Source organism: Flavobacterium zhairuonense (assembly GCF_004352915.1).
GTDB classification, from domain to species: domain Bacteria; phylum Bacteroidota; class Bacteroidia; order Flavobacteriales; family Flavobacteriaceae; genus Flavobacterium; species Flavobacterium zhairuonense.
This window is the reverse complement of sequence record NZ_SJSY01000062.1, coordinates 33,917-48,211: the sequence shown is the minus strand read 5'-3', so window position 1 is coordinate 48,211 and position 14,295 is coordinate 33,917. Positions and strand designations below refer to the sequence as shown.

At 33.7% G+C, this 14,295-nt stretch carries 16 protein-coding genes; 11 read left to right on the top strand and 5 right to left on the bottom strand.

All coding sequences use genetic code 11. The features are described 5' to 3' along the window. Positions 1–8 precede the first annotated feature (8 nt). Positions 9–458: a protease complex subunit PrcB family protein gene (locus tag EYY60_RS02455; RefSeq protein ID WP_132987820.1), complete on the bottom strand. Its 450-nt coding sequence runs from the start codon at positions 456–458 to the stop codon at positions 9–11. A 321-nt stretch (positions 459–779) separates the two neighbouring features. Here EYY60_RS02455 and EYY60_RS02450 point away from each other — a divergent pair, with 321 nt between their 5' ends. From EYY60_RS02450 to EYY60_RS02440, 3 genes are all read left to right on the top strand, one after another. Beyond that, the gene (locus tag EYY60_RS02450) at positions 780–1,475 is read left to right on the top strand and encodes a DMP19 family protein (protein WP_235832271.1); all 696 of its coding nucleotides are present in this window, start codon (positions 780–782) and stop codon (positions 1,473–1,475) included. A 153-nt stretch (positions 1,476–1,628) separates the two neighbouring features. Next, a complete protein-coding gene (locus EYY60_RS02445) occupies positions 1,629–2,195 on the top strand; it encodes a hypothetical protein (protein ID WP_132987819.1) in 567 nt (188 codons plus the stop codon). An 86-nt stretch (positions 2,196–2,281) separates the two neighbouring features. After that, positions 2,282–3,832, top strand: coding sequence for a patatin-like phospholipase family protein (locus EYY60_RS02440; RefSeq protein WP_162847838.1), 1,551 nt, complete (start codon positions 2,282–2,284; stop codon positions 3,830–3,832). A 40-nt stretch (positions 3,833–3,872) separates the two neighbouring features. On the opposite strand, the gene EYY60_RS02435 is transcribed toward EYY60_RS02440, so the two are convergent. Next, a complete protein-coding gene (locus EYY60_RS02435; RefSeq protein ID WP_132987817.1) occupies positions 3,873–4,355 on the bottom strand; it encodes a hypothetical protein in 483 nt (160 codons plus the stop codon). Positions 4,356–4,772: 417 nt separating this feature from the next. On the opposite strand from EYY60_RS02435, the gene serS reads away from it, so the two are divergent. The 8 genes from serS to EYY60_RS02395 all read left to right on the top strand — a co-directional run bounded on the left by serS (position 4,773) and on the right by EYY60_RS02395 (position 12,315). Further along, complete coding sequence (gene serS, locus EYY60_RS02430; RefSeq protein WP_132987816.1) at positions 4,773–6,044, top strand: serine--tRNA ligase; 1,272 nt, start codon at positions 4,773–4,775, stop codon at positions 6,042–6,044. Between the two features lie 86 nt (positions 6,045–6,130). Continuing rightward, positions 6,131–7,912 (top strand): tetratricopeptide repeat protein, encoded by a 1,782-nt coding sequence (locus EYY60_RS02425; RefSeq protein WP_132987815.1) that lies wholly within the window; start codon positions 6,131–6,133, stop codon positions 7,910–7,912. Positions 7,913–8,051: 139 nt separating this feature from the next. After that, complete coding sequence (locus EYY60_RS02420; RefSeq protein WP_132987814.1) at positions 8,052–8,363, top strand: DUF4286 family protein; 312 nt, start codon at positions 8,052–8,054, stop codon at positions 8,361–8,363. Positions 8,364–8,559: 196 nt separating this feature from the next. Further along, entirely contained in the window at positions 8,560–9,345 is a 786-nt protein-coding gene (gene rsmA / locus EYY60_RS02415) for a 16S rRNA (adenine(1518)-N(6)/adenine(1519)-N(6))-dimethyltransferase RsmA (protein ID WP_132987813.1), read from the top strand. Next, positions 9,329–10,678: a magnesium transporter gene (gene mgtE, locus EYY60_RS02410; RefSeq protein WP_132987812.1), complete on the top strand. Its 1,350-nt coding sequence runs from the start codon at positions 9,329–9,331 to the stop codon at positions 10,676–10,678. Before rsmA ends, mgtE begins: the two co-directional genes overlap by 17 nt. A gap of 113 nt (positions 10,679–10,791) precedes the next feature. Further along, positions 10,792–11,577, top strand: coding sequence for a pyrroline-5-carboxylate reductase (proC, locus tag EYY60_RS02405; protein ID WP_132987811.1), 786 nt, complete (start codon positions 10,792–10,794; stop codon positions 11,575–11,577). A 221-nt stretch (positions 11,578–11,798) separates the two neighbouring features. After that, positions 11,799–12,026, top strand: coding sequence for a DUF2683 family protein (locus tag EYY60_RS02400; RefSeq protein WP_132987810.1), 228 nt, complete (start codon positions 11,799–11,801; stop codon positions 12,024–12,026). After that, positions 12,016–12,315 carry a type II toxin-antitoxin system RelE/ParE family toxin gene (locus EYY60_RS02395; RefSeq protein ID WP_132987809.1) on the top strand — a complete coding sequence of 100 codons (300 nt, stop codon included), beginning with the start codon at positions 12,016–12,018 and terminating at the stop codon, positions 12,313–12,315. Before EYY60_RS02400 ends, EYY60_RS02395 begins: the two co-directional genes overlap by 11 nt. Positions 12,316–12,339: 24 nt before the next feature. Here the strand turns inward: EYY60_RS02395 and EYY60_RS02390 are convergent, their stop codons facing one another. Genes EYY60_RS02390 through nhaA form a run of 3 tightly spaced genes read right to left on the bottom strand, consistent with a single transcriptional unit; the run spans position 12,340 to position 14,198 of the window. After that, positions 12,340–12,738, bottom strand: a complete 399-nt coding sequence (locus EYY60_RS02390; RefSeq protein WP_132987808.1) for a c-type cytochrome — start codon at positions 12,736–12,738, stop codon at positions 12,340–12,342. Positions 12,739–12,750: 12 nt separating this feature from the next. Then, complete coding sequence (locus EYY60_RS02385) at positions 12,751–13,050, bottom strand: antibiotic biosynthesis monooxygenase (RefSeq protein ID WP_208749445.1); 300 nt, start codon at positions 13,048–13,050, stop codon at positions 12,751–12,753. Further along, positions 13,050–14,198, bottom strand: a complete 1,149-nt coding sequence (gene nhaA, locus EYY60_RS02380) for a Na+/H+ antiporter NhaA (RefSeq protein WP_132987806.1) — start codon at positions 14,196–14,198, stop codon at positions 13,050–13,052. The genes EYY60_RS02385 and nhaA overlap by 1 nt, the downstream gene beginning before the upstream one ends. Between the last annotated feature and the right edge of the window lie 97 nt (positions 14,199–14,295).

Below are 14,295 nucleotides of genomic sequence, written 5' to 3'. Positions count from 1 at the left end.
AAACAGAATTATTTAAAAACCACAGTTTTATTCGATTTGGCGATTTTAATAATATGATAAGGTTGTGTATTTACTGTTGTAAAATTGCCTTTTAGTAATTTTTCAACTTTAATGATTGTTTGAATTTTTGATTCGGTTACTTTAGTGATATCGATAGAATAACCACCATAATTATGTACTTCATCAAAAACAGCAATAACTTGATATTTTGTAAAATCGACAGTTACATCAGGCGATGTGTATAAAGCTTGCGTAATGATATTTAATTTTGATAATAAAGCATTCCATTCGGTTTGATTTGTGATTACAAGATTTGATTTAGGAATTGTTCCCGGATAGTTGCCATAATTATCCCTTTTCAGAATCGTTGTAAAGGTAGTGTCTGAGCTTTCAGAATTGTCGTTGCTGCAGCCAGTTAATGTTAATGCAAGGGTTAAGAATAAAAAAATCTGTTTCATGGTTTTGGTCTTTTAGGTTGAAAATGTAATTGTAACGTTTTACTAATTAAACAGATAGCGTTTTTGTTAAAAGGTTGCGTATCCATTTTCAATCTTTTTGAAAAACATAAAAAAAGATTTTTTCTTATGAAACCGTGATTGCGTTAGGGATAGAAGCGGAAAGCCCACAGCCTGACGAAGGAAGAGCGAGGACTTGAAGCGGATAGCCCGACCCGCCGATCGGCGGGGAACGCCCAAAAAAATATTGGGAAACATATTGATATTTCTCCGAAATTTGCAAAATGATTCTGGAGTATTTTATACGATAAAAGAAGAAAAATCATGGCAAAAGGACCGGAAAAAAACACAAAAAACAAGGCTTTGCATACTAAGTTGCTAAACCGAAAGAAAGCGAAACTTCGTGAAGAGAAGGAAGCGCAGAAACTTCGTTTGAAAGAAATAGTGGCAAAATCAAATCAAAACAATGATATAGAAATGGAAGAATTTGGGAGAATATTAGTTTCAGAAACAGCAATGAATAGCGAAAATCCGCAGGATGTGATTCATTCTAATATTTCGGTGATCAATTTGATGCGCGAGGAAGGTGTTGACGATGAATTTATTCATGAAGATGCTTTGACGAGTTATTATCTAGATTATTACTGGTCGCAATATACACAGGGAAATTTTGCGCAGTTTGTGCATAATTCGGGCTGGAATAAAGATTTGAATGAATTGATTGAAGAAGGTTTGGCTTTAATTGGTGCCGAAAAACATTTGGAATTGTTTCTAGAACAAAGCAAAAAAGTCAGAATTACGAGCAATATTAAACTGGATAAATTTTTGAAAGGAAAATTTGAAGGCGCAAATCCGCTTCGAGATTCTTTTAATACTAATGCTTTTTTTGAATTGGAAGAAAACTTGGTCGAATTGAATGCGAATTTCTTAAAAACGCATCCTGATTTTGAAGTGCTTTCTGTTGATGATATGTTTGCTGTTTTGGAAGAATTTGTTGGGCACGAAATTAAGAGAGCTTAGGTTTTAAGGTCCAAAGGTCCAAAGGTTCAGAGGGACAAAGTGACAAAGTTTTTTTTCTTTTTTGAATCTGTTTGATAAAATTATATTGACTTAAAATATTGTTTTTCAATTAATTGATTTAATTTTAGTTCTTTCTAAAATCAGTAATGTTTTATGGAGGAGCTTACACATATTAAATCGGTTATTGGAATTATTCTGGGTTTGGGCTTGACGCATTTGATCAAGGGTTCGGTTATTTTTATCCAGCATCCAGGCCGAAAGAAAATCTATTTTGTGCATTCGCTTTGGGTGTTTTATGTCTTTTTGCTTCTCATTCATTTTTGGTGGTGGGAGTTTAATCTGAAATTAATTCAGGAATGGTATTTTGCAGATTATTTTTTCATAATCTGCTACATATTAATTTATTATTTGCTTTGTGCGATTTTATATCCCGATGATTTGGTAGATTATTCAGGTTATGAAGATTATTTTTATTCAAGGAAAAATTGGTTTTTTGCGGTATTGGCGGTCAGTTTTTTTGCTGATATGATTGATACAGCCATTAAAGGAGGCGATTACTTTTTGTATAACCAAACGGAATATTACATCAGGATTATCAGCCACATTTTGCTTTGTTTTGTGGCAATTAGAATTCATAATAAAATTTTTCATACTGTTTTGGCAATTTTGTTTATCGTTTATGAGCTTTCTTATATTTTGCGATTGTTCAATACTGAATAAAAAAGATTTTTGGATTTGGTTTTTAACTTTATTCCTAAATTCTTGTAAATTCGCTTATCATGTTTAAGCTTTTTAATAGTTTCAAAATGAGATATAAATACAATCTGATATTGTTTTTTCTTTTGATGCAAATTGGGTTTTCTCAAAACAAAATCAATCTTTTTTCAGAGATCAATTATAATTCGATCCCAGCTGTTTCTTTAAATGATTATAAATCGGTGCAGGATCGTGATTCGCGGATTCAAAATCCAAATATTGCTTTAGGAGTCGGGATTTCTGGCGGTGGATCACGAGCGCAGTTTTTTAGCTTGGGTGTGCTTTTAGGTTTAGAAGACATTCAGGAAGATGATTCAGGCCGGAATTTTCTGAATGAAATTGATTATTTCTCAACGGTTTCGGGCGGTTGTTATTCGGCAGGATATTATTTGACGATTCTAAAAAACAAACTGCAATATGACAATTGTAGTTTTAATGAATTTTATTTCTCAAAAGCCGACGCTTATAAATCTGATGTAAGCAAATCAGCTTCGATTTTATCGCTTCTTAATAATGGACGAAATGAAAAAGGCGAGAAAATCTCGATGGCGCAACGTTTGGATTTAGAGGTTTTGCAATACGATAGCGCAAATCCAGAAAATGAGAATAAGTTCAAAACTCAAATGCTTTTATCTGACTTTTTTATTCCGAAAGAAAGCAAACTAAGTCCGAGACTTCCAATGATAGTGGCTAATGGAACAGCGTACAACAATGGAGAACGCGTTCCGTTTATGCCTCACATTATTCATGGCTTGAAAATCAATTCTTCTTTAGCTCCAAACAAAGCTTCACTTCCGCTTGACGGAAACCAAATTAATAATGGTTACGATTTTCCGCTAACGTATGCTATAACGGCAAGTTCTGCGTTTCCGGGCGTTCTTCCGAAAACGAAATTCGGAATTAAAAATCAGGATAAAATTTTATGTGTGATTGATGGTGGTGCATCAGATAATATGGGTTATGAAACTTTGATTGAATTGCTTCACAGCGATACCAAAGTAAAAGACAAAAACAAAAAAGCACTTTTTATTGATTGTTTAGGACCTGGCAAAAAAGCGCCTTTTATAAACGACGAGAAAATCAAATTGCTTTCATTGCTTGAAACGGCATCGTTATATACGGTTCAAACGCGTTATATTACTTTTGAGAAAGATGTCGAAAATGTGTTGGATAAATATAAAATCCCGACTTCAAATTACCAAGTTATTGGTTTCACAACTTTGAGAGATTATTTGTTGACCTTGAAAAAAGATGAAGCTTACAAAGATTTAGTAACTCAATTAAAAAATTCCAATGATGAAGCAGCAAGCTGGCTTAAACTTCATGATGATTTCAAAGCAAAATTAATTGAAAAGTTTGGGGAAGATCGTTTTAAGAAGGATAAAAATGGCGAGTTGCAGCTTTCTAGTTTAGATAAAGAAACGTTTAAGGATTTTGGCGCAAGCGAGCTTTTGATGCTTTACGAATACACATCGCACGTTGAAACCAAACTCAAAATAACTCCAGAAGAAAAGGAAATGTTACTGCTTTCCGGACGTTTTGCCGCCTTTTTAAAAACAAATGAATTGAAAGAGTTATTGGCAGAGAATAAAGGATTATAAATCCTGACTGCTAAAAAGGGACTAATGCCCAATTAAGATTTTATCTTAATTGAGCATTATTAGCATCTGCATATTCAACTTGAATTGCTTTGATTTCTTTGTCAAGTTCTAATAATCCGCTAAAAGCGCCTTGCATCATTGTAGCTGCTTTTTCTTCATTGTCCTTTGTTGTAAGCATGTCTATATTTGCTTCAAAACCATCCATTGAGGCAATGCTAAGGTCAAACATTTCCAGCATTGTTTTTCTAAGACCGTGATCTGTGTTCAAAGGAGCTAAAAGGTCAACAGGTTTTTGCGCAGCAACAAGTTTGTTTCTAGTTGAAGCAATTAATTTTAGAAAGTCTTTTTTTGATTCTGGTTTTCCAATAAAATTTAAACTGCTACTTAAAAATGCATCGTTTGCATCAAAAAGTTTTTTGTGTGCTTCGACAATTTGATTGTTGTAACTTGTTGTAGTTTGTTCACCGCAACCAGTAAATACTACAGAAACAAACAATACGAGTAATAAAGTAATTTTTTTCATAGGCTTAATCGTTCTAAATTATTGTTAAAACAAATATATCAGAATTATTTTAGTAAGTTATCTTTTAATATAATTTTTCATTTTGTTGATTTTTAGTCTCTTGAGGTTTAAGTGTTTTTTATGAATTTATGTGCGAATTTCTTAGGATTAAACAAACGTTAGATCAAGCTGCGTGACAAAATTTGAACACAATTAATATGGTATTATAGTTTTGTTGTGTGTTTTTTTGACAGAAGTAGGTAAAGATCACAGCAAGTTTTACAAAGATTATTTTTAAAAAGCTTTGTGAGCCTTCATGCAATTTTTGTGTGTCTTTGCGGAATACGTTTTTCCTTAAAAACTTTGTGGTAATCTTACCAAACATTTGCTTAAATTTGCTTCCGTTATAAAAAATACAATAGTTATAAAAAACAAGCTATGTTACAAATCGCATTTATTAGAGAGAATCAAGAGAAAGTAATCAAGGCTTTAGCAAAACGAAATATCGATGCTAAAAGCGTTGTTGAAGAGGTGGTGCAATTAGATGAAAACCGTCGTGCTGTGCAAGTAGAATTGGACAATGTTTTATCTGAATCTAATAAATTATCCAAAGATATTGGCGAATTGATGAAAGCTGGAGAGAAAGCTAAAGCTGCAATCTTAAAAGAAAAAACAGTTTCATTAAAAGAAAAAAGCAAAGAACTTGGCGAAAAAGCCGAAGCACTTGCTGTTGAGCTAACAAATAAACTGTACACTTTACCAAATTTGCCTGCTGATATTGTTCCTGAAGGAAAAACTCCAGATGACAATTTGAATGTTTTTCAAGAAGGAGAAATTCCGGTTTTGCACGAAGGCGCACAACCACACTGGGAATTGGTGAAAAAATATGATATTATAGATTTTGAGCTTGGTGTAAAAATTACTGGCGCTGGTTTTCCTGTTTACAAAGGAAAAGGAGCTCGTTTACAACGTGCTTTAATCAATTATTTTTTAGATAAAAATACAGTTGCAGGATATAATGAAGTTCAAGTTCCTCATTTGGTAAATGAAGCTTCTGGCTACGGAACAGGACAATTGCCAGACAAAGAAGGACAAATGTATCATGCAACAGTTGATGATTTATATTTAATTCCAACTGCTGAGGTTCCAGTTACGAATTTATTCCGCGATGTGATTTTAAATGAAAGCGAATTGCCAGTTTTACAGACTGCTTATACGCCATGTTTCCGTCGTGAAGCAGGTTCTTATGGAGCGCACGTACGCGGATTAAACCGTTTGCACCAATTTGACAAAGTTGAAATTGTACGCATCGAGCATCCTGAAAAATCATACGAGGCTTTGGATGGAATGGTAGAACACGTAAAAAACATTTTGCAGGAATTAAAATTGCCATACAGAATCTTACGTCTTTGCGGAGGCGATATGGGATTCACATCGGCTTTGACTTATGATTTTGAAGTGTTTTCTACAGCGCAAGATCGTTGGTTAGAAATTAGTTCTGTTTCTAACTTCGAAACTTTCCAAGCAAACCGCTTGAAATTACGTTTCAAAGACAAAGATGGAAAAAACCAATTGGCGCATACATTAAACGGAAGTTCATTGGCTTTGCCTAGAGTTTTGGCCGGAATTTTAGAAAATTACCAAACGCCGGAAGGAATCGTAATTCCAGAAGTATTGCGTCCTTATTGTGGTTTTGATATTATAAACTAATTTTTTAGTAACTTAGATAAACCTAACAGTTTTAAAAAGCTGTTAGGTTTTACTAATTTCAAAAATCCCACATTAAAAACTGAAATATGAAAAACATCTTTATCTATATCGTTTTGTTGTGGTCTGGTTTTGCATTCGCCCAAAATGAGCAATTGGCTCAATATTACTACGATAAAGGCGATTTTGAAAAAGCAAAAGTCAGTTATGAAGAGCTCTTGAATAGTGCGCCTTCAAATACCCAATATTTTTTAAGAACTATTGACTGCTATCAGCAATTGCAGCAATTTCAGGTTGCCGAAAAAGCAATTTTGGATCGTTATAGCAAATATAAACAAGGCGTTTTTTTGGTGGAATTGGGATACAATTACCAACTTCAGAAAAACGAGTCTAAAGCCCGAAATTATTACGATCAGGCAATAGAAAAAATCAAAGTAAATCCAAATGATGTTTACGGAATTGGAAATTCGTTTGAGAAAAAAGTATTGTTGGAGTATGCTTTAAAGGCATATCAAACCGCAATGCAGATGCAGCCGAATTACAATTTTAATTTTCAAATTGGAATGTTGTACGGGCAATTGGGTAAAACAGATGAAATGATTGATCTGTTGTTGAACGAATCCTATAGAAATCCGCAAAATGCAAATTTGATCCAAACGCAATTATCTCGTTTTATGAATGGTGAAACAGATAATACTGCTTTTAAAGATGCCATGCGAAAAGCTTTGATTTTAAAAACACAAAAAGATCAAGATGTGTTTTGGAATCATTATTTGAGCTGGTTTTATGTACAACAGAAAGAATTTGGAAAAGCGTTTATTCAAGAAAAAGCGATTTACAAACGCGAACCTGAATCGCTTTCAAGCATAATAAACCTAAGTCAGTTTGCAATGAATGAAGATGATGATGAAACCGCTTCGGAAATCTTAAACTTCATTCTTCAAAATACTAAAGATCAGGATTTGTTGATTCAGTCAAATGCCTATTTGATGCAAATCAAAATTGACAAAGCACAAGAAAAAGATTATCCGGCAATTGATGCTGAGTTGCAACAATTGCTTACAACTTATGGAACAACTCCTTTTACTTTATCTTTACAGCTAATTAAGGCACATTTTGCGGCGTTTAACTTGAAAAACCCAGAAGAAGGTATTGCGATTGTCAAACATGCTTTGGAACTCAATTTAAACGATTATCAGCAAGCAGATGCTAAAATGGAATTGGGGGATATTTTGCTTTTGCAGGAAAAATTCAATCAGGCGTTGATTTATTATTCCCAGATTCAACTGGATTTGAAAAATGATGTCATGGCGCATGAAGCAAGTTTGAAAGCGGCAAAAACAAGTTATTATAAAACCGATTTTGAATGGGCTTTAAAACAGTTTAAAGAATTAAAGTCGGCTAACACGCAATTGATTGCAAACGACGCTCTTGAGTATTTTTTACTGATAAACGACAATACCGTGGCCGATTCGACGCAAACAGCATTGAAACAATTCGCTAAAGCCGATTTTTTAATTTATCAGAATAAAAAGCAAGAAGCTATTACACAGTTTCAGAATATCTTGAAAACCTTTAAAGGACAGGAAATTGAAGCCGTTACAATGTTGCGTTTAGGAAAAATATACGAAAGCCTGAAAGATTATAATTCGGCTTTAAGCCAATATCAGCAAATCATAGACCATCATGGAGATGGAATTTATGTTGATGAAGCATTGTTTTTTTCAGCAGAAATTTACAGCGATGAACTTCACGATATCGAAAAAGCAAAACCTTTGTATGAAAAGGTAATTTTCAATCATCAAGACAGTATTTACTTTGTTGATGCCAGAAAAAAATATAGAGAATTAAGAGGAGACAAGAATTTGTGATTTGATTTAATCGGTTATTCGTTTAACCGTTTAATTGAATAAATTAAAAGAATTAATAATAGGATGATTTGCTTTTAAGCGTCTAGTAAGAAAAACTTAGAACCTTAGAACCTTAGAATCTCAGAACCTTAAAAAAAAAATGATTATTTACAACATCACCACCAATATACACGAAAGCGCTCACGACCAATGGTTGAAATGGATGCAGGAAAAACATATTCCAGAAATTCTGGCTACGCAAAAATTTTCATCTGCACGAATTGTAAAGGTTTTGGTTGAAGAAGAAATGGGCGGTATAACATATTCGGTGCAATATACAACGGACAGCAAGGAAACGTTGGAAAAATATTATCTAGAAGATCAACCGAAGTTTGACAGAGAAGCTTTAGAATTGTTTGCAGATAAAATGCTTTCTTTTAGAACAGAATTGGAGGTTATTTCAGAACATTAATAAAAATGTAGATTGCAGATTTGACGAATTATGAGGATGATTATATTCATAATTTGTGATAATTTGTGGAATTCGTGGCCAAAAAAGCATAAAGCTTTATGTCTTGGTGCCTTTGTGGCAAAAAAAAAAGAATAAGCTTTGAGCCTTTGATTTAAAAAGAATACTTTTGCAGCCTCGTGGCAAAACAGGTAAGAAAATGGAAAAAGTAAAAGCCAAAAAACATTTAGGACAGCATTTCCTTAAAGACGAAAGTATCGCAAAAGCAATTGCCGATACTTTGAGTCTAAAAGGATATGATGAGGTTTTAGAAATAGGACCAGGGATGGGTGTGCTTACTAAATACTTGCTTGATAAGCCAATCACAACACGAGTAATCGAGATCGATACTGAATCTGTAGCGTATTTAGATGCAAATTACCCAAAGTTAAAAGACAAAATTATTTCAGAAGACTTCCTGAAATACAATATAAATCAGGTTTACGAGAACAAACAGTTCGCCATTATTGGTAACTTCCCTTATAACATCTCATCTCAGATTGTTTTTAGAACATTAGAATTTAGAGATCAGATTCCAGAATTTTCTGGAATGTTTCAAAAGGAAGTTGCAGAGCGAATCTGCGAGAAAAAAGGATCAAAAACCTACGGAATCTTGTCTGTGTTGTCACAGGCTTTCTATGATACTGAGTATTTGTTTACTGTAAACGAAAATGTTTTTATTCCTCCGCCCAAGGTCAAGTCGGGTGTGATGAAAATGACCCGAAAGGAAGATTATAGCCTTCCGTGTGGTGAAAAGTTGTTTTTTACGGTTGTAAAAACAGCTTTTCAACAAAGACGAAAAACATTACGTAACAGTTTGAAAACATTAAATTTATCAGATAATCTGCGAGAAGACACTATCTTTGATAAACGTCCCGAACAGCTTAGCGTTGAGGAATTTATTGTTTTGACTCAAAAAATAGAAGCCGATGGAGTTCAAAGTTAGCAAAGAATTTATCCACCAATTAGAGGAACTAATCGTTAAGAAAAATGACAACGAACTTGAAATTTTACTTAATGACCTTCACCATGCTGATATCGCCGAAATTCTAGAAGAATTAGATTTTGACGAAGCAACTTATATTTTCAAGGTTTTAGATAGTGACAAAACAGCCGAAATTCTTCTTGAATTAGAAGAAGATCTTCGTGAAAACATCTTAAGCCGACTTTCGCCTAAAGAAATCGCCGAAGAGCTTGATGAGCTTGAAACAAACGATGCTGCCGATATTATCGCTGAGCTTTCGCAAGATATTAAAGCGGAAGTAATCTCGGAGTTAGTAGATGTTGAACACGCAAAAGACATCGTTGAATTATTGCGCTATGACGAAAACACAGCGGGTGGTTTGATGGGTAAAGAGCTTGTAAAAGTCAATGAAAATTGGAATGTCTTGACTTGCGTCAAAGAAATGCGTATTCAAGCCGAGAACGTTTCAAGGGTTCATTCTATCTATGTTGTTGACGATGAAAATAGGTTAAAAGGAAGATTATCTCTTAAGGATTTGCTGACTTCTTCTACAAAAACTCAAATTGGCGATGTCTATATCCGAAAATTGAATTTTGTAAATGTTGATACCGAAGATGTTGAGGTAGCGCGTATTATGCAAAAATACGATTTGGAGGCAATTCCAGTTGTTGATGAGCTTGGTCGTTTGGTGGGAAGAATCACCATCGATGATATCGTTGACGTGATCAAGGAAGAAGCCGATAAAGATTACCAGTTGGCAGCGGGTATTACGCAGGACATTGAAAGTAATGACAGTGTTCTTGAATTGACAAAAGCACGTTTGCCATGGCTTTTAATTGGAATGGTGATTGAAATTGTAGCTTCATTTGTGTTGAAAGACAATGAAAGCGCTTTCCAGAAATATTCAACTTTAATTATTTTTGTGCCTTTACTTTCGGCAACAGCTGGAAATATTGGCGTTCAGGCTTCGGCAATTGTTGTGCAAGGTTTGGCTAATGGAACATTAAAAGAATTTAGTCGCAGTTATTTCAGCAAGGAACTTACAGTTTCGATGATTTCAGGAAGTATTATTTCTTTTCTTCTTTTAGGATATCATTCGCTTATGTATGGACAGTACTCTGTTGGATTGGCGATTTCGATTTCTATGATTGTGGTGATTTTATTTGCAGCGACTTTAGGAACACTTGTGCCCTTGTTTCTTCATAAAAATAAAATCGATCCTGCAATTGCAACGGGTCCGTTTATCACAACAACAAATGACGTTTTTGGAATTATGCTCTACTTTGGAGTAGCAAAAATGATTCTTGGATTTTAGATTTTTGGCACAAATTAATAGATTACAGTGATTTAAAATCTTTAAATTCTATGTAATTTGTAGCCGAAAAAACAGACTGTTAATCAGCCAAAAATAAATTAAAGCCAAGCAGTATGAATGTACATATAATTGGGGGAGGAAACCTTGGGGTTTCTATTGCCTTGGGAATTGCTAAATTTTCAAAAAACAACCAAGTTACCGTAACAAGAAGAAACATTGCCAGTATTCAATATTTATCTGAATATGGAATTACAGTGTCTAATGATAATAAACACAATATTCAGGAAGCTGATGTTGTGATTTTGACAATAAAGCCTTATCAGGTTGATACGGTTTTAGCTGAAATTCTTCCCGTAGTTAAAAATAAAACAATTGCATCTGCAGTGAGCGGATTGTCTTTAGACATGCTTCAGGATAAGACAAATAATGAATTTCCGGTTGTGCGTATCATGCCAAATATTGCTGCGCAATTTGGAGAATCAGCAACTTGTATTTCTTTTCCGGAAACAGACCGCCAAGAAGCGTTGCCAATTGTAGATTTATTTAAGGATTTGGGAACAGCTCCAGTTATTGATGAAAAATTAATGGACGCGGCAACTGTTTTAGGTGCATGCGGGACAGCTTATGCATTGCGCTATATACGTGCTTCTATGCAGGCCGGAATCGAAATCGGATTCGATTCGAATACCGCTTTGGCAATAGCAGCACAAACAGCAAAAGGAGCTGCAAAAATGTTGTTAGAAGAGAAAGTGCACCCTGAACAATTGATCGATCGTGTAACAACGCCGCAGGGTTGTACAATTGTCGGTTTGAATGAAATGGAACACAATGGTTTCAGTTCGTCTTTGATAAAAGGAATCAAAACTTCTTTGAAGCAAATCAAAGGATTGTTGAAATAAAATTTTAATTTTTAAAATATCAAATTCCAAATTCCAAATTTCTAATTGGGATTTGGAATTCTTTGTTTTTGAAAAGTACTTATTTTTGTTACGCTGAATAATGAAGCATTTCATAAGAAATTCTAGAAAGTATTTCAGTTGGAATTTTGTTTGAGAAAAATTAACATGAAAGTTAGGCTTTATGTTTTAACTTTGTTAATCAACTTTAGTTAATCAATATCATGCAAGCAATTAACATCACAGCATATACCGAGGATGCTTCTCAAATTGAAGCTGTAAAAGCTTTTATGAAATCACTAAAGATCAAATTTGAGATTGCAAATGTAAAGCCTTATGAATTATCTGATGAGCAACAAGAGATTTTGAATAGTCAATTGAATTCAGATAAAAGCCTTTACACAGATGCGGAATCAATTTATACTGACTTAAAGAAGAAATATGAACTATAAGATTATTGTTTCTCCAATTGCAGTAAAAAATATTGAAGAAGCTCTTGAGTATTATATTTTGAAAGTCAGTAAAAAAGTGGCATTAGACTTTCTTAATGACTACAAAAAAGTTTATAAAGCATTACAGATAAATCCTTTTTATCAATTCCACGATAACAATTATCGTTATCTGCCATTTCAAAAATTTCCATACATCGCATTTTTTATTGTAGATGAATTGTCGAAAAAGGTATTTTTAAATGCTGTTTTTCATACTTCACAGAATCCTGAAAAATATCCCACAAGATAATTTTGCTACTGTAAACAGTTAAAGTTAATGTTTGATATAATCAATCAAAAAGCCCACTTCGTCACTGTTTAAAGTTTTTGAAAACATTGTTTTATGATAATCAATTGCCAATATTTCTACTTTAGAGCTATCAATTTTATGTTTTTTGTTTGTGAGCCAGTTGACAAAAACAATAGAATCAACTTCGCTAAGTGCAGGTCCTGTGGATTTTGAATTCAATTTATGGCAAGCGGCGCAATTAGAATTAAATACTTCCCTTCCTTTTCGTTGGTTGAGTGTTAAAGGTTTTTGGTTGAATTGTTTCGGGCTTTTAAAACCACATTCACGATCTTCAGATTTAATTATTGTCTTGTAAAAGGTGATGCCTCCAATTAGAATAATCAAGGTTATAAAAAAGAGGAATAAAAATCTGTTTTTTTTCATGATATGTTCTTGTTAAGCAAAAACGTCAAAATGTTCGACATTCTCTTCAAATTCCAACAGAAAAGCATCATCTTCTGGATAGTATTTCGCTTTTTCAATATTTTCTCCAGCAAAATTTTTTATCACTTCCCAATTTTTCCAATAAGTAATAAGCGTGAAATGGCCTTCATTGTTTTTGATATTTCTTAAAAAAGAAAGTTTTACAAATCCTGCGGTTTTTTCATAATCGGGAATGGCGGTTTCGATCAAAAACTTGGTATAAGTTTCATAATCTTCCATTTTTGTTTTTCCGTGCCAGATTCTTGCGATCATTATTTTGATTTTTGATTCTTTTTCAAAGTATATTTTAAATAAATAAATCCGAAAATTCCGGAAAGCATTGATGCAATCAGAATTGCAATTTTCGAAAAAACAATCGTTTCAGGGTCTTTAAAAGCTAAAATTGTAATGAAAATTGACATTGTAAAGCCAATTCCACCCAACATTCCAGCACCTAAAAGATGTGACCATTTTAGGTTTTTTGGCAAAGCACACAAACCGGCTGTTACGCCAATTGAAGAAAATAAAACAATTCCCAAAGGTTTTCCAATTACTAATCCAAGAATGATTCCGAAAGTATTTGGATGGTTTAAGCCTTGGTGCCAATCTTGAGTTATCGCAATGCAAGTATTGGCAACAGCAAAAAGTGGTAAAATAATAAATGCAACGGGTTTATGTAAAAAATGCTGCAATCTATATGAAGAAGTATTTTCGCTACCATCGCCAAACGGAATTACAAATGCCAGAATTACTCCGGTAATTGTAGCATGAATGCCGGAATTTAGCATAAAATACCACATAATTATGCCACCGATTAAATAGGGAATTAAATTGTGAATTTTCATCCGGTTTAAAATGAATAAGAGCCCCCAAATGGCTAATGCTATACCGAGATTCAAAAATGAAATTGTGGTAGTGTAAAAAATAGCTATAACGATAATAGCGCCTAAATCATCAATTACGGCCAAAGCAGTTAAAAATACTTTTAATGACGTTGAAACTTTTTTTCCTAAAAGAGATAAAATCCCAATTGCAAAAGCAATATCAGTTGCCATAGGGATTCCGGCTCCGTTTTGAGTTGCTGTTCCGAAATTTAAAGCCAAGAAAATCGCTGCAGGAACTAACATGCCGCCAAGCGCTGCCATAATTGGCAAAGAAGCATTTTTGATATTGGATAATTCGCCATGATAAATTTCGCGTTCCAGTTCTAAGCCAATCAATAAAAAGAAAATCGTCATTAAACCGTCATTGATCCAATGCGTAATAGAATGACCGGCCAAATCTTTTTCCCAAAAAGCAATATATTCTGTTGAGTAAGTTGAATTCGCTAAAAAAAGTGAACAGATCGTCACAAATAATAAAAGCAATCCTCCTGATTTTTCGTTATTAAAAAAGGAGTTAAATGTCTTGGTCAATTTCATTTTATCAGATTTTCTGGAGATGTGAAAGATTTTATCTCGTATTTTCAAAGTTAAAAAAATAAAATGAATTAATGTTTTGCACTTTTTGTACTTGAGA